This is a genomic window from Micromonospora salmantinae, from assembly GCF_022230905.1.
GTDB lineage: Bacteria > Actinomycetota > Actinomycetes > Mycobacteriales > Micromonosporaceae > Micromonospora > Micromonospora salmantinae.
On record NZ_JAKKFG010000043.1, the window covers coordinates 133,098 to 155,540 of the forward strand.

The 22,443-nt window shown below is 70.9% G+C and carries 19 protein-coding genes; 14 read left to right on the top strand and 5 right to left on the bottom strand.

What is annotated here, in order from left to right:
* Positions 1-20 precede the first annotated feature (20 nt).
* Entirely contained in the window at positions 21-581 is a 561-nt protein-coding gene (locus tag PSH03_RS26740; protein WP_238690762.1) for a GNAT family N-acetyltransferase, read from the bottom strand.
* Between the two features lie 81 nt (positions 582-662).
* Between PSH03_RS26740 and PSH03_RS26745 the strand changes: the two genes are divergently transcribed.
* The 8 genes from PSH03_RS26745 (at position 663) to PSH03_RS26780 (ending at position 11,217) form a co-directional block, all read left to right on the top strand.
* Positions 663-1,373, top strand: a complete 711-nt coding sequence (locus tag PSH03_RS26745; RefSeq protein ID WP_210785702.1) for a siderophore-interacting protein — start codon at positions 663-665, stop codon at positions 1,371-1,373.
* On the top strand, positions 1,370-2,641 hold the full coding sequence (locus PSH03_RS26750; RefSeq protein WP_238690763.1) for an MFS transporter: 1,272 nt from the start codon (positions 1,370-1,372) through the stop codon (positions 2,639-2,641). The genes PSH03_RS26745 and PSH03_RS26750 overlap by 4 nt, the downstream gene beginning before the upstream one ends.
* On the top strand, positions 2,638-4,137 hold the full coding sequence (locus PSH03_RS26755; RefSeq protein WP_238690764.1) for an MFS transporter: 1,500 nt from the start codon (positions 2,638-2,640) through the stop codon (positions 4,135-4,137). The genes PSH03_RS26750 and PSH03_RS26755 overlap by 4 nt, the downstream gene beginning before the upstream one ends.
* 50 nt (positions 4,138-4,187) lie before the next feature.
* Entirely contained in the window at positions 4,188-5,357 is a 1,170-nt protein-coding gene (locus tag PSH03_RS26760; RefSeq protein ID WP_255751167.1) for an ATP-grasp domain-containing protein, read from the top strand.
* Positions 5,354-6,982 carry an IucA/IucC family protein gene (locus PSH03_RS26765; RefSeq protein ID WP_238690766.1) on the top strand — a complete coding sequence of 543 codons (1,629 nt, stop codon included), beginning with the start codon at positions 5,354-5,356 and terminating at the stop codon, positions 6,980-6,982. Before PSH03_RS26760 ends, PSH03_RS26765 begins: the two co-directional genes overlap by 4 nt.
* Positions 6,979-8,577: an IucA/IucC family protein gene (locus PSH03_RS26770; RefSeq protein WP_238690767.1), complete on the top strand. Its 1,599-nt coding sequence runs from the start codon at positions 6,979-6,981 to the stop codon at positions 8,575-8,577. The genes PSH03_RS26765 and PSH03_RS26770 overlap by 4 nt, the downstream gene beginning before the upstream one ends.
* Positions 8,574-9,719 (top strand): alanine racemase, encoded by a 1,146-nt coding sequence (locus PSH03_RS26775; RefSeq protein ID WP_238690768.1) that lies wholly within the window; start codon positions 8,574-8,576, stop codon positions 9,717-9,719. The genes PSH03_RS26770 and PSH03_RS26775 overlap by 4 nt, the downstream gene beginning before the upstream one ends.
* A gap of 211 nt (positions 9,720-9,930) precedes the next feature.
* Positions 9,931-11,217: a CE1 family esterase gene (locus PSH03_RS26780; RefSeq protein WP_238690769.1), complete on the top strand. Its 1,287-nt coding sequence runs from the start codon at positions 9,931-9,933 to the stop codon at positions 11,215-11,217.
* A gap of 96 nt (positions 11,218-11,313) precedes the next feature.
* Here the strand turns inward: PSH03_RS26780 and PSH03_RS26785 are convergent, their stop codons facing one another.
* Both PSH03_RS26785 and PSH03_RS26790 read right to left on the bottom strand, forming a co-directional pair.
* Positions 11,314-11,748, bottom strand: coding sequence for an SRPBCC family protein (locus tag PSH03_RS26785; protein WP_307850464.1), 435 nt, complete (start codon positions 11,746-11,748; stop codon positions 11,314-11,316).
* A gap of 19 nt (positions 11,749-11,767) precedes the next feature.
* On the bottom strand, positions 11,768-13,231 hold the full coding sequence (locus PSH03_RS26790) for a multicopper oxidase family protein (RefSeq protein WP_238690770.1): 1,464 nt from the start codon (positions 13,229-13,231) through the stop codon (positions 11,768-11,770).
* Between the two features lie 431 nt (positions 13,232-13,662).
* Between PSH03_RS26790 and PSH03_RS26795 the strand changes: the two genes are divergently transcribed.
* The 3 genes from PSH03_RS26795 to PSH03_RS26805 all read left to right on the top strand — a co-directional run bounded on the left by PSH03_RS26795 (position 13,663) and on the right by PSH03_RS26805 (position 15,943).
* Entirely contained in the window at positions 13,663-14,640 is a 978-nt protein-coding gene (locus PSH03_RS26795; protein WP_238690771.1) for a sensor histidine kinase, read from the top strand.
* A complete protein-coding gene (locus PSH03_RS26800) occupies positions 14,637-15,311 on the top strand; it encodes a response regulator (RefSeq protein WP_238690772.1) in 675 nt (224 codons plus the stop codon). Before PSH03_RS26795 ends, PSH03_RS26800 begins: the two co-directional genes overlap by 4 nt.
* Positions 15,312-15,376: 65 nt before the next feature.
* A complete protein-coding gene (locus PSH03_RS26805; RefSeq protein WP_307850466.1) occupies positions 15,377-15,943 on the top strand; it encodes a PadR family transcriptional regulator in 567 nt (188 codons plus the stop codon).
* Between the two features lie 52 nt (positions 15,944-15,995).
* On the opposite strand, the gene PSH03_RS26810 is transcribed toward PSH03_RS26805, so the two are convergent.
* Positions 15,996-17,693, bottom strand: coding sequence for an MFS transporter (locus tag PSH03_RS26810; protein WP_210781774.1), 1,698 nt, complete (start codon positions 17,691-17,693; stop codon positions 15,996-15,998).
* 161 nt (positions 17,694-17,854) lie between these two features.
* Complete coding sequence (locus tag PSH03_RS26815) at positions 17,855-19,393, bottom strand: aminotransferase class III-fold pyridoxal phosphate-dependent enzyme (protein WP_238690773.1); 1,539 nt, start codon at positions 19,391-19,393, stop codon at positions 17,855-17,857.
* 127 nt (positions 19,394-19,520) lie between these two features.
* Here PSH03_RS26815 and PSH03_RS26820 point away from each other — a divergent pair, with 127 nt between their 5' ends.
* The 3 genes from PSH03_RS26820 (at position 19,521) to PSH03_RS26830 (ending at position 22,403) form a co-directional block, all read left to right on the top strand.
* Positions 19,521-20,546, top strand: a complete 1,026-nt coding sequence (locus PSH03_RS26820) for a methyltransferase (protein ID WP_210781776.1) — start codon at positions 19,521-19,523, stop codon at positions 20,544-20,546.
* An 82-nt stretch (positions 20,547-20,628) separates the two neighbouring features.
* Positions 20,629-21,747: a sensor histidine kinase gene (locus tag PSH03_RS26825; protein ID WP_210781777.1), complete on the top strand. Its 1,119-nt coding sequence runs from the start codon at positions 20,629-20,631 to the stop codon at positions 21,745-21,747.
* Positions 21,744-22,403 (top strand): response regulator, encoded by a 660-nt coding sequence (locus tag PSH03_RS26830; protein WP_238690774.1) that lies wholly within the window; start codon positions 21,744-21,746, stop codon positions 22,401-22,403. Before PSH03_RS26825 ends, PSH03_RS26830 begins: the two co-directional genes overlap by 4 nt.
* Positions 22,404-22,443: the final 40 nt, after the last annotated feature.

The window sequence follows — 22,443 nt, forward strand, 5'->3', positions numbered from 1 at the left end:
GTCGCCGGCTGCGTCGCTGGTCAGGCCGGCGTCGGGTGCCTCTCCGCGAACCGGGCGCGGGTCAGGAACGCGAGTTGGGCCCGCTTGTCCGGCATGTCGATCTCGGAGTCGAAGGTGAAGCCCTCGATCTCCAGTCGGCGCAGGGCGAGGTGGTTGCGGACGTCCGGCTCCACGACGATCCGCTGCGCGGCCGGATCGCGGAACAGGAAGCGGGCGACGGCCGGGCCGGCCGCGTTGGTGAGGCTGCGGGCGAGGCGTCGGTCGGGGCTGAGCAGCAGGTGCATCCCCACGTCGCCGGGCTGGACGGGGTAGCGCTCGCCGACCGGGTCCGCCTCGGGCTGATAGCTCTGGAAGAGGCCGACCGGCTCCCCGTCGACGGTGATCAGGTACGCGTGGTGCGTGGGCAGACTGTTTACAAAGGCGTAGATCTCGCGGACCTCTTCGAGGGTGTGCGAACCCATGCCCCAGAAGGAGTTGCGGGGCAGGGTCACCCAACCGTGCAAGAGGGCGGCGTCCCGGTCCGGGTCCACGGTCACCAACGACAGCTCGCCGAGACCGGCGATCTTCTCCTGGTACGTCATCGGGCGCTGTCCTCTGTTCCATCCGGGGCGCAACTTAGGTTAACCTCCCCTAACCAAGGATGACCTTACCTGGAGGGGTGCGTGAAACGGAACTGGGAGGCCCTGGTCCTCAAGGCCATGGGAGGGCGGGACTTTCAGTTGACCGTCCTGAGCACCGAGTCGATCGACGGGCACTACCAGCGGCTCCTCCTGGACGGGGGCGGCCTGCTGGAGACGTGCGGGGTGCACCCCACGATGTGGATCCGGCTGTGGTTCGACAACGACGGCAGGGCCCACCAGCGCGCGTACACGCTGGTGGACCCCGATCCGGCCACCGGCCGATTCACACTCGAATTCGCCATCCACGACGGCTGTGCGGCCCGCTGGGCCACCACGGCCAAGGTCGGCGACACCATCAGCGCGACGATGCAGGGCAGCGCCTTCGAGCTGCCCGACCCCGCGCCCGAGCACCTCTACCTGGTCGGCGACGCGGCCTCGCTGCCTGCGGTGAACAGTCTGCTCGACGCCGGTGCCGACATTCCGGCGACGGTGTGGCTGGAGTACGCCCACGAGGGCGAGAAGGCACTCGCGCTGCGGGCCCGGGCGCACCACGACGTCACCTGGGTGCCAAGGCGCGACGCGGGTCAGCATCTCGTCGACACGGTCTGCGCGGCAGTGCCGACCAGCGGCGCTGGCCACTACTGGGTGGCCTGCGAGGCGGCCACCACCCGGGGCATCACCCGACACCTGCGCAAGACGCTGGGCGTCGACAAGGACCGGCTGACCTCCCTCGGCTACTGGAAAGCGGCATGAAGGGCCGGCTCGGCACCCTGACCGCGCTGTACGTCACCCAGTACCTCGGCGTCGGCTTCATCACCGTCGGGCTCACCGCCATCCTGCGCGACGGTGGTACCTCGCTGGACACGCTGGCGCTGTTGCAGATCGTCGGCCTGATCTGGCCCATCAAGTTCCTCTGGGCGCCGATCCTCGACCGGTACGGCTCACGGCACCGCGGCCACTACCGCTCCTGGCTGCTCGTGCTCCAGACCGCCCTCGTGCTCGCCCTGCTGGCGCTACTGCCGTTCGCCAGCCCGGCCGACGCACTCGGCCCGATCATCGCGATCTGCGCCGCGTACGTGTTCTTCTCGGCCACCCAGGACATCGCCGTGGACGCCGTCGCGGTCCGGATGCTGGCCGACTCGGCCCGGGGCACCGGCAACGGCATCCAGGTCGCCGCGAGCTACCTCGGCAACCTGCTCGGTGGTGGAGCCTGCGTCCTGGTCTACGACCAGTTCGGCTGGGTGCCGGCGATCGGCCTGCTGGCCGCGATGACAGCGGTCGGTCTGCTGGTGGTGTGGCGGTTCCGGGAGCCTCCCCGTACCGATCGGGTGGAACGAATCGGCGCTGCCTACCGGGCGTTGCTGTCGGTGTTCGGCCAGCCGGGCTGCCGGTGGTGGACCTTCGGTGTGGTGCCGCTGGTGTACGTCGGTGCGGGCATGGCGTACGCCCTGGTCACCCCGGCGCTGGTCGACGCCGGGTGGTCGTTGGGTCGGATCGGCGTCGTCACCGGCGTGGTGATCAGCGCCCCGGCCATCGTGGCGGGCCTGGTCGCGGGTCTCGGGATCGGGCGGTTCGGGCGCGGTGGCGTGCTGGTGGTCGGCGGCGTGGCGCTCACGGTGTCGACGTTGTTGCTGCTGCCGCTGATGAACGGCAGGGCTCCGCTGGGCGGGACGGTCGCCGCGCTCTGCTGCTTCATGGTGGCCTACACCATCGCCAACGTCGTGCTCTACACGGTCAACATGGACTACTCCCGGCCCGACACCGGCGGCACCGACTTCACGGTGCTGTCGTCGTTCGGCCTGGTCTGCTCGTTCGTGGCCGCGTCCATCGGTCTCGCGGCGGCCGAGCGGGTCGGCTATCCGGCGGTAGCTGTCGCGGCCATCGTGCTGGTGGCCGCCGGGGTCGCCCTCGGCCTCTCCCACCAGCGGCGATTCCCGCACCGGCCCGGCCCCGCCGTCGGCCCGACCGCCGAGCAGCCCACCGAGCAGCCCGCAGTGGACGGCGTCAAGGCGGTGGCGTGACCACCGTCCAGCCGGCCACCGACACCGCGACACCGGCACGACTGCCACAGCGATGGCTCATCCTGGCCGTGCTGTGCGTCGCGCAACTGGTGGTGGTGTTGGACAACACGGTGCTGACAGTGGCGGTGCCGGTGCTCACCACCGAGTTGGGTGCCAGCACCGCCGAGGTGCAGTGGATGATCAACGCGTACGCGTTGGTGCTGTCCGGGTTGCTGCTCACCGCAGGTAGCGCCGCCGACCGGTACGGCCGTCGTCGGATGCTGCTCGCCGGGCTGGTCCTGTTCGGGGTCGGCTCGCTGGCCGCCGGTCTGGCCAGCACCAGCGGGCAGTTGATCGCCGCGCGGGCCGGGATGGGCGTCGGTGGGGCGCTGCTGGTCACCGCGACGCTCGCGGTGGCGATGCAGGTCTTCGACGCCGCCGAGCGATCCCGGGCGATCGGCATCTGGGCCGCCACCAGCGCGTTGGGCTTCGCCATCGGGCCACCGATCGGCGGCACGATCCTCGCGCATCTGCCGTGGGGCGCGATCTTCCTGATGAACGTGCCGATCGTGCTGGTCTGCCTGTTCGTCGGTCGTGCGCTGGTCCCCGAGTCCCGCGGGCCGGCCGGCGGTCGACTCGACGTGCTCGGCGCGCTGCTCTCCACCGCCGGCCTGACCGCTGTCGTCTGGGCGATCATCTCCGGGCCGGAGCGCGGGTGGGCGTCGACGGAGGTGATCGGCGCGGCGGTTGTCGGCGTACTCCTGCTCGGGATCTTCGTGCGGTGGGAGCGACGGATCGCGCACCCGATGCTGGACATGCGCTTCTTCCGGGACCGGCGCTTCGTCGGTGCGATCTCCGGCGTCGTGCTGATCACGTTCGGCGCGACCGGCGCGCTGTTCCTGCTCACCCAGCACCTCCAGTTCGTCAGGGGTTATCCCGCCTGGGAGGCCGGTCTGCGGATGGCGCCCTTCGCGCTGTCCATCGTGCTGCTCAATGTCAGTGGCGTCGTCGCGAGTGTGATCCGCCGGCTCGGCCTGGCGGTCGCCATCGCCGTTGGCATGACGCTGCTCGCGGCCGGTCTCGCGCTGGTCACCCTCTTCCCGTCCGACGGGTACGGGGTGCTGCTGGTCGGGCTGCTCGTCATGGGTGTCGGTTGCGCGCTTGCCAATCCGGCCATCGTCGAGGCGGTGATGAGCGCGATCCCGGCGGCGAAGGCCGGCGCGGGCGCGGGTGTCGACGGCACCATGACCGAGGTCGGCAGCAGCCTCGGCATCGCGGTGCTGGGTGCCGTGCTGAACGCCCGGTTCGCGGCGCTGCTGCCGGCGGCCCTGGCCGGTGCCGGGTCGTTTCCCGCGGCTCTCGCCGCCGCCGGTGAAGGAACCGAACGGGAGGTCGTGACTGTCGCCTTCGCCTCGGCGCTGGAGACGGGGCAGTTGGTGGGCGCGGCTGCGGTGTTGATCGGTGGCCTGGTCGCCGCCGGGTTGCTACACCGGGCAGATCGCACCAAAACCTCCTAATAAGGGTAGGCTACCCTAATACTCACATCGTGGTAGTCGACGGAGGCGGTATGCGGCTCTACCTGACCGCGCTCAACCCCACCGACGCCGTCCTGGACGGGTTCCTCCCGGCGGCGGCGTCGCTCGGGCTGCCGGCCACAGTGCTGACCGACCGGCCCGCCGAATGGCCGGCCGCCGTGCCGGTGGCGCGCTGCGCGGTCCGCGACCCGGCCGCTGTGGTCGCGGCGGCGGCACCCACCCGACCGGTGGCGCTACTGTCCAACAGCGACCATCTCCAGGAGGCCACCGCGATCGCCGCCCGAAAGCTCGGCCTGCCCGGCAAGGACCCGGACGCCGCCCGTCTCTGCAAGGACAAGGCCGCGGCCCGCCGGGCGATCGCCGCTGCGGGCCTCGATCTGGTACGCGCCGTCACCGTCGACCCCGGCGCCACGCCGGAGGTGCCGACCGGCATGTTCCCGGCGGTGCTCAAACCCCGCGAGGGGGTGGCCAGTGAGGACGCGTACCTGGTGGCCGACCACGCCGAGCTGGTCGCCCGGGTCGCCGAGATCCGTGGCCGGCGGCCGGACGTGGCACTGGTGGTCGAGGAGTACCTCGCCGGCGAGCTGCGAACCTTCGAGACCCTCGGCGACGGCACCGAGCTGGCCTCCCTCGGCGGATGGCGCACCGGTCTCGGCCCGCCGCCGACCTTCACCGAGGAGAGCCTCGCCTGGTCGCCCCCGGCGGAGCAGGCGCGCACCCAGCTGCGGGCGCGGCTCGACGCGCTCGGGGTCGGCTTCGGCGCCTGTCACACCGAGTACGTCGTCTCCGACGGCCGGGTCCGGCTGATCGAGGTGAACTACCGCCTCATCGGCGACCGGATGGACCTGATCCTCGCCGAACTGCTCGGTGTGCCGTTGTTCGAGTACGTCATCCGGCTGCACCTCGGCGAGCCGCTGGCCGCCCTCGGCCTGCCCGACACCGTCGACCGCTACGCCCAGGTGGAGTACGTCTGCGCGGACCGGTCCGGCCGACTCGTCGCCGCACCGGGCCCCCTCGACACCGTCCACGGCGACGTCCGGCTGGGCTGCCGTCCGCTGCGCGAGGTGGGCCGCACCGCCGAGCACACCGGCACGAACCGCGACTACCTCGCCGTGTTGCACGGAATCGGCCCCGACGAGGGCACCGTCCGGCAGTCGCTGGCCGCCCTCCGCAACGACCTCCAGTGGACCATCGTCGAGTGAGCGACGACTGTGAGCGGGAGGTCTTCGCCCGGGTGCTCGACGCCCTGCTGCGCGAGGACCACCTCGGGCTGCGCAGCGCCGGCCGACCGGACGGACCCGACTGGTGGCAGGTGCCACACCCCGCTGGTCTGCTGCGCATTCCGGTCCGGGCGGACGGGTTCCAGCAGGCCCTGCGCAGTGCCGCGCCGACAGTGCTGCTGGTGACCCGCGCCGGCGACTTGCGGCGTACGGAGACGCTGGACGGACTGTTGACGCTGCTCGCCCCGCGCGACAACGCCGAGGCCGAGGCCGGCTGGCGGGACTTCGGCGTCGAGTGCCGCGCCGACCTGGGGGCCCGACGGCTCGCCGCCCGCAACCGGGCGCGGGTGCTCACCGAGGTGGCCGCCGAACGCGCGCTCACCCCGACCGGCCTGCCGGCGGCGGTCCTGGACGACGTGCTCGCCGCCCACCAAGGCCACCCCGTCTACCCCACCGACCGGTGCCGGCACGGTCTTCGCGACGACGAACTGCTCCGGTACGCCCCGGAGCACGCCCCACGGTTCGCGCTGCGCTGGTACGCCGCCCCGGCCGAGGACGTCCGGCTCGCGGGCGAGCTGCCGTCGTGGTGGCCGCGCGCACCGCGACCGGATCAGCTGCTGCTGCCAGCGCATCCGATCACGGTGGCCCGCGACGCGCTCCCGGTGGTCGACCTGCCGGTGACCCCGGTGCGCCCCACCCTCTCCATGCGGACGGTGGCGCTCGACCACGACCCGTACCTGCATCTCAAACTGCCGCTGCCGACCGCGAGTCTCGGTGCGCGCAACCGACGCACGCTGCAACCGGGCTCGCTCGCCGACGGCGCGGCCGTCGCCGCACTGCTCGACCGGATCGCCACAGCCGAACCCAGCTTCGTCGGTCGGATCCGGCACGCCGACGAGAGCACGTGGGCGCACGTCGACGCCGACGAGCACCGCGGTTTCCTGCTGCGCCGATTTCCGCGCGACCTGGCCGGCGTCCAGGTGGTGCCGGTCGCGGCCCTCGCCGCAGCCGACCCGGTGGCGGGCACGGTCCTCGAACGGATCAACCCGCAGCGGCCCGTCGCGCTGCTGGAGTCCTACCTGGACCTGCTGCTCGACTGGCACGTCTTCCTCTGGCTACGCCACGGGATCGCACTGGAGGCGCACCCGCAGAACATCCACCTGCTGGTGCACCCGGACGGCACTGTCGGCCTGCTCTACAAGGACAACGACGGCGCCCGGCTCGACAGGCGACACGCCGGCACGAACGGGCTCGCCCTGCACGACGACCGGATGTGGGCGCGCGACCCGCACGAGTTGGCCGACGTGTTCACCACCATCACCCTGCACCTTGCCGCCGCCGCGCCTCTGGTGGCCCTGGCCGCCCGAGGGCTGCCCGTGCCGACACCCGCCGAGGCGCTGGCGCCCCGGCTCGCCGCCGCCCGCGACCGCTGGGGCGACGGACCGGCGGTGCGGACCTTCACCGAGCGGGTCCTGAACGCCACCCAGCTGCCCATCAAGGCGATGGTCACCGCCGGCACCCTGCTGCCCAAACAGCGACTCGGCTGCGCCGACATCAACAAGTACTACCTGCGTACCGGCCCGAACTACCTCCGGGAGACACGATGACGAGCGCCCAGTTGCGCTCCCGGCCGGCCAGCGACACCGGTCAGCGCGCCGACCTGGCCGCCGCCCACGCCGTCTTCGGTTGTCTGCTGCGCGAGCTGGCCCCGCCGGACGGCACCCCGACAGTTGTCGACGGTGCCGTACGGCTGCTACTGCGGCACCTCGACGTCACAGTGCGCTGCGAGGTCGCGCGCACCTCGCCGCTCGGCGCGCACCGCTACACCGGCCCGGTCCAACGCAGGACCGGCGGCGGGCGGTGGGAAGACCTGGACGCGGACGGGCTGGCCGCCCTGGTCGCGGCGGAACTGACCACCCGTACCGGCCTGGTCAACGTCGAGTTCGCCGAGCAGGTCCGGGCCAGCAGGGACACAGTGGCCCGGCTGCTGGCCGACCGACCGGCCGAGGATCCGACCCCCACCGGTGAGCCCGCCATCGACGCGTACGTCGACTCCGAGCAGTCGTTGGTCTTCGGCCACCCGCACCACCCCACCCCGAAGTGGCGCAGCGGTGACCCGGACAGTTGGCGGGCGTACGCGCCCGAGCTGCGCACCGCGTTCCGGCTGCACTGGCTGGCCGTACCGGACGACCTGATCGCCGACGCCGGGCCGTTCGACCCGCTGGTGGCCGCGCTCGACCCGCCACGGCCCCCGCGCGGGCACCGCGTCCTGCCGGTACACCCCTGGCAGCTGTCGCTGATCCCGCCCACCCACCCACGGCTGCGCGACCTGGGCGCGGCGGGTGTGCCGGTACGACCCACGGCGAGCGTCCGAACCCTCTACGCCCCCGAGGCCGACCTGTTCGTGAAGACCAGCCTGCACGTGCGGATCACCAACTGCCTGCGCAAGAACGCCCGCTACGAACTTACCGGCGCGGTGGCGCTGACCGACCTGCTGGCCCGGGTGCCGCTGCCGGACGGCGTGGGGCTGCTCGCCGAGCCCGCCTACCGCACCGTCGACGTCCCCGGCCCGGACGAGGCGTACGGAACGATCCTGCGCGACGGTCTTCGCCAGCACCTGCGTCCGGGGGACATCCCGGTGCTGGCGGCGGCGCTGGCCGCAACGCCGCTGGTGACACCGGATCCGGTGGCCTGGTGGCGCGCGTACGTCGGCCTGCTGGTGCCGGCGGTGCTGCGCAGTTGGCTCAGTCACGGCGTCGTGCACGAGGCGCACCTGCAGAACGTGGTCGTCGTGCTCGACCGGGATCGCCGTCCGGTACGCATGCTGCTGCGTGACCTGGAGGGGGTGAAGCTGGACGCCGACCGTTGGGGCAGCTGGCCGGACGGCGTCCCGGCGCAGGTCCGCTACGGTCCCCGGGCCGCCCACCGCCGGATCGTCTACTGCCTGTTCGTCAACCATCTCGGTGGGATCAGCGGGGCCCTCGCCGACGCCCGGCCGGGAGTCGAACGGCGGCTGTGGCAGGAGCTGCGCGCCGTCGTCGAGGCGGTGGCCGCCGACCTCGGTGAGCCGGCGGAGCTGCGGGCGCTGCTGACCGGGGAACCGCTGCTGGCCAAGGCGAACCTGCTGGTCCGGTGGCGGCGTGACGCCGACCGCGCCGCACCGTTCGTGCCGGTGCCGAACCCGATGGGTGGACCACGATGACCCGACCGGTCTACGTTCACGACCTCGACGCGCTGGCCGGGCACGCCAGAGCCGTCCGGGCGGCACTGCCCCAGCCGGTTGAGCTGCTCTACGCGGTCAAGGCCAACCCGGATCCCGGTGTGCTGCGAACCCTCGCCCCGATCGTCGACGGGTTCGAGGCCGCCAGCCGGGGTGAGCTGCGCAGGCTGGCCGAGGTGCTGCCGGGACGGGCGCCGGCCGCGTACGCCGGGCCGGGCAAGACGGACGCGGACCTCGCCGCCGCTCTCGCCGCCGGGGTGCACCGCATCCACGTCGAGTCACCCAGCGAGTTGGCGCGACTCGGCGCGCTGGCCACTGCGGCGGGCCGGTCGGCCCAGGTGCTGCTGCGGGTGAACCTGCCGGTCGACGCGCCGGGCGCGAGCCTTGTCATGGGCGGTGGACCCAGCCCGTTCGGCATGGACCCGGCCGACGCGATCGCGTGCGCCCGCCGCCCGCCGGCCGGCATCGACGTACGCGGAATCCACGCCCACCTGGCCAGCGGACTGGACGCACCGCTCGCCGCGACGGTCGCCGCCGCCGTTGTCGGCTGGGCTGCGGCCGAGGTCGACGCGGCCGAGGTCGACGTCGGCGGCGGTATGACCGTCGACTACACCGACCCGGACGCGCGGTTCGACTGGGAGGGCTACGGCCAGGCCCTGGCGGACGTCCTCGACAGGCACCCGGGCGTGCGGCTGCGCATCGAGCCGGGCCGGTCGGTCACCGCCTACTGCGGGGCGTACCTCACCGAGGTAGTCGACGTGAAGCGCTCCTACGGCGAGTGGTTCGTGGTGGTGGCCGGTGGGACGCACCACCTGCGGACTCCGGCGGCGAAGGGGCACGCGCAGCCGTTCACGGTGCATCCGCGACCGGGTGCCGGCGGCCCCCGCACCGACGGCGGGTCGGTCACCGTGGTCGGGCAACTCTGCACCCCGAAGGACGTGCTGTCCCGGTCGGCCACCGCGGGGCCGATCGCCGTGGGCGACGTGCTGGCCTTCGCCATGGCCGGGGCGTACGCCTGGAACATCAGCCACCGTGACTTCCTGCTGCACGAGCCTCCACATTTCCGCACCGGTGACCTGCACGAAGTGGTCGCCGAGTGGGCGGCCCGGCCGCTCGGGACGTGAGCCCGAGAGCCTCGATCGGCTCAGCGTGTTATCGATAACATGCTATCTTTCATCCGGGAGTGAAGGGCACACTCCCGGTCACCCGAGCCAGCCGGCGAAGATCTGCCGAGGGGCACGCCCCTTCCGCTGCCTTCCCGGTCGGTGACCAGTCCGGGCCCCCGTCAATGCCAGGCGACCATGGTTGGTCGTCGAACGGCAAGGAGCCCAAGCAATGCTCAAACGTAGATTCTTCCTCCCATCCATCGCGGCTGCGGCGCTTCTCCTCGCGGCCACCACCGGCGGCGCGTTGAGCGGCGGCTTCGGTGCGACGGCGGTGGCCGCCACCAACGGCACCCTCGCGGCGACCGCCGGCTGCGGCAAGGCCCCCACACTCGCCAGCGGAACGCGGACGATTCAGAGCAGCGGCCAGAGTCGTACGTACAACCTGCGGATCCCGGACGGGTACGACCGGAACCGTCAGTACCGGCTGATCTTCGGCTTCCACTGGTTGAACGGCTCGGCCAACAACGTCACCTCGGCCGGCTACTACGGGCTCCAGCCGCTGTCGAACAACAGCGCGATCTTCGTCGCTCCACAGGGTCTCAACGCCGGCTGGGCCAACACCAACGGGCGCGACCTGACCCTCTTCGACGACATCTCCCGGCAGATCGAGAATGATCTCTGCGTGGACACCACCCAGCGCTTCGCCCTGGGCTGGAGCTACGGCGGGGCGATGAGTTACGCGGTGGCCTGTGCCCGGCCCACTGTCATCCGTGCGGTCACCGTCATATCCGGCGCCAACCTCAGCGGATGCAACGGGGGCACCCAGCCGGTCGCCTACTTCGGCATCCACGGCATCTACGACAGCGTGCTGAACATCTCCCAGGGTCGGCAGCTGCGCGACACGTTCGTGCGCAACAACGGCTGCACCGCGCAGAGCCCGCGCGAGCCGAGCCGGGGCAGCCTGACCCACATCACCACCGCCTACTCGGGTTGCCGGGCCGGCTACCCGGTGCAGTGGGCGGCCTTCGACGGGGACCACACCCCAAGCCCGGTGGACGGGTCGGGCAGCCCCAACGACTCGCGGACCTGGACCTCGGGTGAGATCTGGAGGTTCTTCAGCCAGTTCGAGTCGACCACGCCGCCGACGACCCCGCCGCCGACCGACCCGCCGCCCACCGATCCGCCGACCACCCCGCCGCCGACCGGGGAGCCCGGCACCTGCGCTGCCACCTACCGGACGCTCAACACCTGGCCCGGCGGGTTCCAGGCTGAGGTGACAGTTGCCAACAACTCCACCGCGCCCCTGAACGGCTGGACGGTGGGCCTGACCCTGGCCAGTGGTCAGGCCATCAGCAGTCTCTGGAGCGGCACCAACACCGGCACCACCGGCAGCGTCACCGTCAGGAACGCCGCGTACAACGGCACAGTTGGCCCGAACGCGTCCACCACCTTCGGGTTCACCGCCACTGGCAACGGTGCCACCGCACCCAGCAACGTCACCTGCACCAGCCCCTGAGTTCCACAGCAGGAGGGCCCGGAGCCATTGGCTCCGGGCCCGCGGGTGACATCCGCTGGCGCCGGTTGCCGCCGGCGGTACCGGGCCACGCTGCGCTCAGGTCTCGCTCTCCAGCAGGTCGCGAAGGGTGTCGAGGGCGGCGATCTCCTCCTCGAACGTCTTGCCGACGACCGGGCCGAGGAAGCGCGACAGCCCGCTCGGCTGCCACGCCAGCTTCAGCGTGAGCCGCGTCCCACCGCCGTCGGCCGGGGTGAGCGTGTATTCGCCCTGGGTGCGTACCACGTTGCCGGTTGCCTGGAACGCCAGACGTCGACCCGGCTCGAACCCGGTCACCTCGTAATCGGCCGGGATGCGGCTCCCACCGGGGCCCTTGAGTCCCTGTTTGTAGCGAGCGCCGACCCCCTCGCCGGAGACGCGCGCGACGTCGAGCACGTTGGGACGCCAGCGCGCGTCGTTCTCGCCACGGGCGAGAAAGGCGAAGACGACCTCAGGGGTCCGTCCGATCTGCACAGTCTTCTCTGCCGAGGGCACAAGAAACCTTTCTCAGGGGTCAGGGAACGATCTTCATCTGTGCCATCATCCCACTCGCCGAATGGTCGATCATGTGGCAATGGTAGACATATCGGCCAAGGTACGGCCCAAATGTCGCCTGGAGCCGGACCGTCTCGCCCGGTCCCACCGCGATGGTGTCCTTCACCCCGGCCTCGCCCGGCGCCGGCGGCTGACCGTTGCGGGTCAGCACCCGGAACTGAACCAGGTGGGGGTGGAAGTTGTGCGGGATGCCGAAGAGCGTGTCGCCGTTCGTCACGGTCCACACCTCGGTCGTGTTGCGTTTGATCTCGGTATCAACCCGTTCGGCGTCGAACTGCTGCCCGTTGATGAGGAACTGGCCGGTTGACGGGTTGAAGTTGAGCGTGAACGCCCGCTCCTTCGTGGCCTCCGGCAGCGCGGGGATGGTGCTCAGCCGGTCGGGCACCCGGCTGGTGTCGGCGGCGGCCCGGTTGACGTCGAAGCGCAGCACCGGCCCGGCCACCGCGTCGTCGAGGAAGACCTGGCTGCCGACCGGGAACGCGCCGAAGTCGACGACGATCTCGACCCGCTCGCCGGGCGTCAGGCTCCACGAGCGGATCGGCGTCGGCCCGGCGAGCAGCCCACCGTCACTCGCGATCTGGGCGACCTCGGTGTCGTTGCCGAGCCGCAGGGTGAACGTGCGGAGGTTGGACGCGTTGACGAAGCGCAGCCGGTACTTGCGGGCGGCCACCGGGAAGTAGGGCTGCGGCTTGCCGTTGACGAGGATCGTGTTGCGGAACTGGAAGTCGTCGTGTTCGAAGACCAGGCTCGCGTCGTCGGCGAACCGCGCGTCGCGCAACATGATCGGAATGTCGTGGTTGCCGGTGGGCAACCGAAGTTCGGCCTGGGCCGGGTCGTCGATCAGGAAGAAGCCGGCGAGCCCGCGGAACACGTGCTCGGCCTCCATGTGATGGGCGTGGTCGTGGTACCAGAGCGTGGCTGCCCGTTGTTTGTTGGGGTAGTTGTAGATCCGGCTCTTCCCCGGGTCCAGCACATCGGTGGGGAACCCGTCGCTGCTCGACGGTGTGTGGCCTCCGTGCACGTGCACCGCGGTCGGCATGTCGAGGTGGTTGCTGTGGGCGATGACCGCGAGCCGGCCCGTCTTGACCCGGAACGTCGGGCCGGGAAAGAGCCCGTCATAGGTCAGCACTTCGGTACGCGTCCCGGGCAGGATCTCCGCTCGAGCCTTACGGGTGGAAACGAGGTAGAAGTCGGTGTTGGCTACCGAGGCGATGGGCTGCTGCACTGGCGGTATCGGCATCCGGACAGCGAACGGGGCGGTGACGGCCGCGACGTGTGCAGTCTTACCGTGGCCGGTGTGGGTGCCGTGGGCCGGTGTCGCGGACGGGGTGGAACCGCGCGCCGCTGCCGCCGCGGTGGCCGTGACCAGCGCGGCTGCTCCCGCGGTGGCACCGGCCTTCATGACGTTGCGTCTGCTCACCATTGGTCGCTCCACTCCTGGTGGTCGAGGTCTCGGGTGAACTGTCGGGGAGGTCCCTCGACGCGCCGTCGAAAACTGGTCGCGGCCAAATATGGATTTCACCTTAAGTTTTGGTGTGACTACCAAAAGCTAAGCTTCGATGCTTCCAACGACGCGCGGTGAGACCGTAGACTCGTGCGAGTAGTCGGCCGTGACAACTCATAAGAGGCCGATCCGATCTGAGTGCTTTGTCGCCCACGCATGGGGGGTCGGCGACACGGCGGGCAGCCGGCGCTGGGGAGAGCCGCGCGAGCCCGCACCTGGGGAGCAATAGGGCACACACCGGGGGATCCGCAATGGTTGTTGGAAACAATGCGCTGCGGAGGACCGCTGCCGAGGTTCTCGAACGCAGGCATCAACCGATTCTTGCCGCCTACCGTCAGCGTCTCGCCGCTGTGAGTGACGACTTCGAAGGGGCCGCTGGCCTGATCGACAGCTACGCAGCGCAGGCCGACGTTCTGCTCCGGGAGACGACGGCCGAGATTCGCCGTGAGACCACCGACCCGCTGTCGACACCGCCGCCGACAGTGCCCACCGAGGACGTCGAGCTTCACCCAAGCGAGTGTTTTCGCGCGGTCGTCGCGCTTGCCGACATCGTGTTGGCCGACGCGCTGGAGCAGTTGACTGGCCAGCCCGACCAGGGCGCGATACTGGCGCTGGTCGCCGACGCGCTCACCCGTACGACACTGACCCGGCTGGCCGACGCGAGTTCGCGCTATGCCGCCGGCCTGATGAATGAGGTCCACCAGGCGCAGATCGCCGAGCGTTCGTTGATCGCGCGCGAGCTGCACGACCGGCTGGGCCACAGCCTCAGTGCGGCGTACCGCAACCTGGAGGCCCACGAACTCGCCCAGGAACGACGCCACGACGACGTGGACCGTCGGGTGGTCATCGCCCGGGAGTCGCTCCACGACGCGGTCGGCTATCTGCGTGTACTCATCGCCGACCTTCGGCTCTCTCAGCCGCTCGGGTCACTCGACGAGGCGCTGGCCAACTTCCTGTCGACCGTCGAAACGGGCGAGACACGTCTGCACACCGAGATCAACGGCGACGAGTCGTGGGTGCCTCCCGAGGTGCTCGACGAGGTGTTCCTGGTCGTCCGCGAAGCGTTGCGCAACGCGGTGGCGCACTCCGGCGCTCGGGTGATCCATTCGGTAATCGACATCACCCCGCACGAGCTGCGGGCGACCGTGGCGGACGACGGGGTGGGCTTCGACGTCGCGGCGGCTCGCGACGGCTCCGGCCTGCGCGCGATGGCTGAGCGCGCGGCGGTCGTCGGCGGTCGCCTCGCGGTGCGCGCGGTGAGCCACCAGGGCGCTTCGGTCGAGCTCGTCGTGCCGCTGCTGTCCGTCGAGGCGGGGGTCGGCCGGTGACCGTCACGATGATCGAGCCGACCCGCATCGTGCTGGTCGACGACCACGTCGTGGTGCGCGACGGCCTCCGGGAGATCCTCGACGCCCAGCGCGACCTCGTGGTCGTCGGCGAGGCCGGTGACAGCGGCGCAGCGATCAACGAGATCCGAATCCGTCAGCCCGACATCGTGCTGCTCGACGTGCAGATCCCCGGCGACGGGGTGACCACCACGGTCCGCCGGATCCGTGACGTCGCGCCGGCGAGCCGGGTCATCATCCTCAGCATGTTCGACGGCCCGACGCTGTTGCGCGAGTTGTTGACCCTGGGCATCTGCGGCTACCTGCTGAAGAACTCGACGCGCCAGGAGTTGGTGGCGGCGATCCGTGGCGCCTGCGCCGATGACGCGCCGGTGATGCTGGCGGTGTCGCGGGAGAGCCTGACCCAGGTGCAAGGGCCGGTGCACAGCACACTGTCGGACCGTGAGCGCGAGGTCCTGCAGTTGGTCGGTCAGGCGATGAGCAACGCGCAGATCGCCGGCCGGCTCTGCCTGTCGGAGGCGACGGTCAAGCGCCACCTGCGCAACATCTTCGCCAAACTTGGCGCGGTGTCCCGGATCGACGCGGTCAACAGGGCGATCGCGGCTTCGCTGATCGTCCTGCCGAGGCTCTGCGACCCGACGTTTCACGGCTAGCAGGCCGCTCAAGGATTGCTCTGGGTAACTTGCCCGCAAACGGGCACTCGTGTTGGACTAATGCCGTGAATAGCACTCGCCTGTTCGTACTCGGAGCGCTCGCGCGCGGGGGCCCCATGCATGGGCACCAGATCCGCCGGGCGGCCCAGGTCGACCGTACCGAGCTGTGGAGCGACGTCAAGCCGGGGTCGCTCTACGGCGCGCTGCACCGAATGCAGGTCGAGGGCGTCATCGAGGCGGTCCGGACCGAGCAGGAGGGCAACCGGCCCGCCCGCACGATCTACGCGCTCACCTCGGCCGGCGCGGCGGAGCTGATCGACCACCGCGACGAGGCGCTGCGCGACACCAAGCTCCGTCACGACCCGGTCGACCTGGCCCTGCAGAACGTGATCGACCTCGGAGAGGACGCGCTGCGCACGATCATCGTGGCGCGGCGGAAGGCCCTCGCCGAGCAGCTCGACTCGTGGCTCGCGCTCCGAGAGCTGGCGGCGCCGCACATCCGCGGTCTGGAGTGGACGACCTTCCGTCATACCGAGCTCCGGCTCCGTACCGAGCTCGCCTGGCACGACGAGCTGCTCGACCAGTTGCCCAAGCTGATGGCCAACCAACCGACCTCGATGACTACCTCGTGACGGTGCCAGCCCCGGCCGCGGTGGCACCTCCGGGGCCGGGGCTGGCGGCATGTCACTGAGCGGGCTCGGGCTGAGTGGTCACGTTCCAATCGGGCTTGCTCGCCTCGGCCCAGGGCTCTTCGGGCCGGCGGGGCAGCAGGTAGACGAGAAGGAACGTGAGGATCACACCGACCAGGACGACGCCGACGGTCCACTGGACCGCCCGGTTGAAGTTGGTCTCCAGCGCCGACGTGGCCGCGCTGTCGAAGGCCGCGCCGACCGGACCCGGCGCCGAGTCGGCGCAGCCGGGCGGCGTGGCCGTCGGATCCGACGCACGCGACTGGCGGATGAAACAGTCGGCGAAGGTGGTCGTCGCCGCGCTCGCCTCGGCCGGCGGCAGGCCCGCCGCCACGAGCGATGCCTGGAGCTCCGGGCTCGCCTTCTCGGCGGCCGTCCCCGAGTAGGAGCCGAGCGTTCCGAAGAGGACCACGCCGGCCACCGCGACACCGATCGCCTGGCCGAGACGCTGGGCGGTGCCGAGCACACCGCTGGCCGCGCCAGCGTCCTGCCAGGGCACGCCGGCCAGCACGATCTCGACGCTCGGCGCGATCACCAGGCCCGAGCCGAAGCCGGCGAAGAGCAGGGCCGGCAGTAGCTCCAGGCCGGAGCCCCACCAGTGGATCGTGGCGATGATGCCCACCATGCCGACGATCACGATGCCCGCGCCGAGCATCAGGACGCCACGACCGAGCGCCCGGGCGACGTTGTCGGAGATGGCCGCGCCGACCAGTGTGCCGAACGAGAACGGCAGCAGGATCAGGCCCGTCGTCAGGGCGGACTTCTCCAGGCCGATCTGCAGGTGCAGCGAGAGCGCGAAGAGCAGGCCGATGAAGCCCGCGAAGTAGCAGAGGCTGATGCCGACGCCGGCGGAGAACGAGCGGTGCGCGAAGAGGCGCATGCTCACCAGCGGGACCTGGGCGCGTCGGGCACGGCGCAACTCCCACACCGCGAAGACGGCCAGCGCGGGCAGCGCCGCTGCCATCGAGACGAACGTCCATGCCGGCCAACCCAGGCGCTGGCCCTCGACCAGGGGGACGGCCAGCAGCAGAACGGCGACCGAGACGAGCAGCATGCCGATCACGTCGAGACCACCGCGGCGGCCCCGCGACTCGGGCACCAGGATCAGCGCGGCGATGAACGTGGCCAGGCCGATCGGCACGTTGAGCAGGAACACCGGCCGCCAGTCCCAGCCGTTGAGGTCCCACGCGATCAGCAGGCCGCCGAGGAGGGGGCCGCTGGCCGTCGCGATGCCGCCGATCGCGCCGTAGATCCCGTACGCCTTGCCGGTCTCCTTCGCCGGGAACGTGGTCTGGATCAGCGCCAGCACCGGCGGGTTGAGGATGCCGGCCATCATGCCCTGCACCACCTGGAACGCGATCAGTTGACCGGGTGTGGCAGCGAGCGCCGACGCCGCCGACGCGAGCGTGAACCCCGCGACGCCGGTGAGGAACAGTTTGCGGTGGCCGAAGCGGTCGCCGATCCGGCCGGCGGGGATGAGCAAGAGGCCGTAGCCGAGCGCGTAGCCGGCGATGACCCACTCCATGGCCGTGTAGGTCGACCGGAGGTCGCGCTGGATCGGCGCGATGGCGACATTGACGATCGTCGTTGCCAGCAGAATCATGAATGCCCCGGCCAGGATGACGGCCAGGATCAGCCATCGGCGCGGATTGGGTGGGGCGGCGCTGCGTTCGTCGGTCCAGCTCTCCGTCATCGCGTTCCTCCTGAAGTCGGACGGGGTCGACAGCGGACCCACCCTTCGACTACACGCGTTCGCGTACGATTAGTCAAGTACGGCTATTTGCGTATGACCAGTACGGCACATGAGGAGGGCCCGGGTCAGGAGCTGACCCGGGCCCGATGGCGCAGAGGTGGTTACGACCAGTCGGAGGAACCCGAACCCCACTCGGACGAACCGGAGCCCCACGCGGACGTCGCCGGCCACGCCAGGTCGAAGGGGAAGTCGTTGGCGCGAAGCTCCAAGGTGCTCTCCAGCACGGCGTCGGTCAGCCGGTCGACGTCGGCGTCGCTGTGAGCGCCGCCGGCGAAGAGCATCGGCATGCCGAGCGTGTAGATGCCGCGCTTGCGCAGCAGCAGCGTGAGGATGAACGTCGCCGGGTTGAGTGCCCGCGAGTAGACCCGGTAGTCGGTGTAGGAGTCTTCCGGAAGGAACTGGAAGCACCCGATGTAGTCGCCGAACCCCACCATGCGCAGCGGGATCCCCTCGGCCGCCCGGAACGCGGCCAGCCGCGCCTGGACCCGGTCGACCTTGGCCCGCAGGTCGGTGTAGTAGGCGGGCCCCTTGTCGCGAAGCAACTGGAGCGTGGCCAGCGACGCCGCCACCGACAGGTAGTTGCCGGTGTGGCTGCCCTGCAGGCCGGTCTTCTGGCCGAAGTCGGTCCAGGACTGCCCACTGGTCTGCGAGATGTCGAGGATGTCGGCCCGACCGCCGATCGCCGACAGCGGCAGCCCGAGCCCGCTGATCACCTTGCCGTAGGTGACGAGGTCGGTCGGGATGTCGAACTTCTGCGCGGCGCCGCCGAGCCCCGAACGGAAGCCCGTCAGCACCTCGTCGAGGATGAACGGCACCCCGAACCGCTGGGCGGCCACCGCCACCTCGCGGATCATCGGGATCGTCGTCTCCTCGAACGGGAACGACGAGGCGGCCGGCTCGGCCAGGATGCACGCCAACTCGCCCGCGTGGCGCTCGATCAACTCGACCGCGAGCGCTGTGTCGTTGGGCAGGATCAGCAGGTCACGCGGCTCGGCCGGGGTGACGCCGGCGAACGCCGAGACCAGCGGAATGCCGTCCTTGCCGATCTCCGGGAACGGCACCGCGGGATGCCCGTGATACCAGGGGGCGGTGTTGTGGACGGCCAGGTCGTGGGACCCGTGCAGGGTGCCCTCGAACTTGGCGACCATCCGCCGCCCGGTGTGGGCACGGCAGAGCCGGATCGCCGACTGGGTGGCGCCCGTACCCGAGTGTTGGAAGGCGAACTTCTCGTTGTGCGGGAGGAGTTCCCGCAGCAGCGTCGCCAGCTCCAGCTCCAACGCGTTGGTGTAGCCGTTGCCGGTGCCCTTGCCGAGGTGCTCGCGGACGAAGTCGACGACCGGCGCCGGGTTGTGCCCGTGCAGCGCCTGAGCGCCGTATCCCATGTGGCAGTCGAGGTAGTCGTTGCCGTCGATGTCGGTCAAGGTCGATCCGCTGGCGGTGGCCGCGATCACCGGAAACGGCGGTGCCTGGAACGGCCAGAACACGTGCGCGGCGGCGTCGACCGCCCTCAGTTGCTCGACGTGCGCGGCCGAGGCACCCTGGCGCGCGCCGATCTCGCCGAACAGCTCGTAGACCCACTTCTGCTGCATGAGGTCCTGAATGACCTCGATCGCTCCGCGCTCCTGGTGGCTGGCGCCCATCGTGTCCCCTTCGCATGGCGGCCGTGACAGGCGCAGCCTGCGCCCGCCCACTCGAACCCGGCTGGAGAACCGGTCGATCGACGCGGCTTCGAGCAGGTCTCGAGCGCCGTCGTCGAAGCTCGCCGCCATGACGGAAAATCGGGTCAATCTCTACTCGCTGACCGACACGATCACGCCGTGGGCAGTGCGGGCCGCGGCGACGCTCGGCCTCGCCGACCTGATCGCCGCGGGCACCACCACGCTCGACGAGCTCGCCGCGGCGACGAAGGCCAATCCCGACGCGCTGCACCGGCTGCTGCGCTACCTCGCGGTCCGCGGCGTCTTCAAGGAGACCGAGCCGCGGGTGTACGCCCTGACGGAAGCCGCCGAGTTCCTCAAGACGGACCACCCCGCCGCCCAACGTCCCTGGCTCGACGTCGAATCGATGGCCGGCCGGATCGAGGGCACGTTCAGCTCGCTGACCCACTCGATCCGCACCGGCGACGCGGCGTACCCAGTGCGTTACGGCATCGAGTTCTGGGACGACCTGGCCACCAACCCCGACCGGGCCACCTCGTTCGGCGCGCTGATGGCCACCCACGCGAGCTACTTCGACCAGGTCGTCCAGGGTTACGACTGGAGCACCGTCAACCACGTCATCGACGTCGGCGGCGGCACCGGCGCCCTGCTCACCGAGATCCTCAAGGCCCAGCCGCACCTGCGCGGCACAGTGGTCGACCTGCCGGGTGTCGTCGAGCAGGGCCGGGCCCGGTTCGAGGCGGCGGGCATCGCCGACCGCGCCGAGGTCGTCAGCGGGAGCATCTTCGACCCGCTCCCGACCGGCGCCGACGTCTACATCCTGTCGAACGTCCTGCACGACTGGAACGACAGCGCCGCCGAGAAGATCCTCCAGCGGGCGGCGGACGCGATCGGCACGACCGGAAAGGTGCTGATCGTCCAGATCCTCGTGAAGGACGAGAACGACAACTTCCCCGACGACCCGGCTCGGCTGATGTTCATCACCCAGATGGACCTGCGCCTCCTCTCGCTCATGGCGGGCAAGGCGAGGACCTGGCGCGAGTACGCCGAACTGGGCGAGAAGGCCGGGCTCCAGGTGGACGGCAGCACGGTGATCCCCACCGGGCAGACCCTGCTCTCGCTCCGCCGCGGCTGAGCCGACGGGCCCCTTGCTGACGGTTTCCGGTTGGGAAGGGGCCCTCGCTAACGGACCGTGCGCGCGTCGTACCGTTGCGGACATGAACCCGGCCGTCAGACGAACCGCGATCGATGCCCTCGTCGCGGTCGTCGTCGCGGCCGTCGTGGCGGTGGCGATCCGGGTCGCCGACGAGCCCGGCGCCCGGCCGCCGGACGCGCGCGCCTACGCGATCGGCGCGGTGATCGGGCTGCTGCTGGTCTTCCGGCGCCGCTGGCCGCTGCTGGTGCTGGTCGGCTCGGTCACCGCGCTGATGATCTACTACGCGCTCGAGTACCCGGGCATCCCGCCCGCACTCCCGCTGGCCGCCGCCCTCTTCTCCGTGGCGGCCGCCGGCCGGTTCACCTGGGCGCTCGTCGTCGCCGGGTTCTTCGTCGTCCTTGAGCTGATCATGCGGTACACGCTGCTCGGCGAGGGTTTCTTTCCCGCCCTCTCGGCCACCCTCGAAGAGGGCTCGCTGCTCGCGGCCGTGGTGCTGCTCGCCGAGACGATCCGCACCCGCCGGGACCGGCTGGCCGAGGCGCAGCAGCGTCTCGCCGTGATGCGCCAGGAGCGTCAACACGAGGTCGCCCAGGAGCGGCTCCGCATCGCCCGCGAGGTCCACGACGTACTCGGTCACACGATCGCCGCGATCAGTGTGCAGGCGAGCCTCGCCGACGACATCTTCGACAGCAAGCCGGCCGAGGCGCGGGCCGCGCTGCGGAGCATCCGGGGCGCGGCACGCGACGCCATGCACGAGGTGCGCTCGGCGATCGGCATGCTCCGCGACGCCGGGGAGGTGCCCGATCTGGCGCGAGTCTTCGCGGTCGCCGAACAGGCCGGCGTGAAGGTGCGGTCGGGAATCGCCGGCACCCCGCGCCCGATCCCGCCGGAGGTGGCGCTCTCGGTCTACCGGATCGTGCAGGAGTCGATCACCAACACTGTCAAACACGCCGGAGCGACGACCGTCGACGTCACCATCGCCTACGCGGGTGACGCCGTCACTGTGGAGATCGTCGACGACGGGGTCGGGCCCGGGGCGAGCCGGCGGGGGCACGGGGTGGCCGGCATGCGGGAACGGGCCACGGCGGCCGGCGGGTCGCTCGAGGCCGGGCCCCGGCCGCAGGGCGGTGGGTTCCGAGTGGCCGCGCGGCTGCCGGTCGAGGTGGAGGAGACAGCGTGACGATCCGGATGGTGCTGGCGGACGACCAGACACTCGTGCGGGCCGGCTTCCGGGGCCTGCTCGACCACAGCGACGACCTGGAGGTGGTCGGCGAGGCATCCAACGGCGCCCAGGCTGTCGAGATGGTCGCCGCGACCCGGCCGGACATCGTGTTGATGGACGTGCGAATGCCGGTGCTCGACGGCGTGCGGGCGACGGCCGCGATCGTCGAGCGGTTCCCGGCCGTGCGGGTCATCGTCCTGACCACCTTCGAGCTCGACGAGTACGTCTTCGAGGCGCTGCGCGCCGGCGCGAGCGGGTTCCTGCTCAAGGACATCGAGCCTGACGAGCTGCGTCAGGCAGTGCGGGTGGTGGCCGGCGGCGACATGTTGATCTCGCCGCGGGTGACGAGTCGGCTGGTGAGCGCGTTCGTCAGCAAGGTCGCGCCGACGCCGGTCGACGGCGGCCGGCTGGCGGTGTTGACCGACCGCGAGCGCGAGGTGATGAGCCTGGTGGCCAACGGGCTGACGAACGAGGACATCGGGCGCCGGCTGTCGATGAGCCCGGCCACGGCCCGTACCCACGTCCATCGAGCCATGGTCAAGCTCCGCGTCCGTGACCGCGCGCAACTCGTCGTTCTCGCCTACCAGACGGGGCTCGTCGCGCCCGGCAGCTGACTACGGCAGTTGTTTCGCGGGCGGTGCCGGCTACGGCGAT

Excerpts from the sequence above, each read along its gene's own strand:
- PSH03_RS26790 (WP_238690770.1), bottom strand. The coding sequence starts at position 13,231 with ATGGTGAGCAGACGCAACGTCATGAAGGCCGGTGCCACCGCGGGAGCA.
- PSH03_RS26740 (WP_238690762.1), bottom strand. The coding sequence starts at position 581 with ATGACGTACCAGGAGAAGATCGCCGGTCTCGGCGAGCTGTCGTTGGTG.
- PSH03_RS26750 (WP_238690763.1), top strand. The coding sequence starts at position 1,370 with ATGAAGGGCCGGCTCGGCACCCTGACCGCGCTGTACGTCACCCAGTAC.
- PSH03_RS26770 (WP_238690767.1), top strand. The coding sequence starts at position 6,979 with ATGACGAGCGCCCAGTTGCGCTCCCGGCCGGCCAGCGACACCGGTCAG.
- PSH03_RS26815 (WP_238690773.1), bottom strand. The coding sequence starts at position 19,393 with ATGGGCGCCAGCCACCAGGAGCGCGGAGCGATCGAGGTCATTCAGGAC.
- PSH03_RS26775 (WP_238690768.1), top strand. The coding sequence starts at position 8,574 with ATGACCCGACCGGTCTACGTTCACGACCTCGACGCGCTGGCCGGGCAC.
- PSH03_RS26760 (WP_255751167.1), top strand. The coding sequence starts at position 4,188 with ATGCGGCTCTACCTGACCGCGCTCAACCCCACCGACGCCGTCCTGGAC.
- PSH03_RS26780 (WP_238690769.1), top strand. The coding sequence starts at position 9,931 with ATGCTCAAACGTAGATTCTTCCTCCCATCCATCGCGGCTGCGGCGCTT.
- PSH03_RS26810 (WP_210781774.1), bottom strand. The coding sequence starts at position 17,693 with ATGACGGAGAGCTGGACCGACGAACGCAGCGCCGCCCCACCCAATCCG.
- PSH03_RS26825 (WP_210781777.1), top strand. The coding sequence starts at position 20,629 with ATGAACCCGGCCGTCAGACGAACCGCGATCGATGCCCTCGTCGCGGTC.
- PSH03_RS26820 (WP_210781776.1), top strand. The coding sequence starts at position 19,521 with ATGACGGAAAATCGGGTCAATCTCTACTCGCTGACCGACACGATCACG.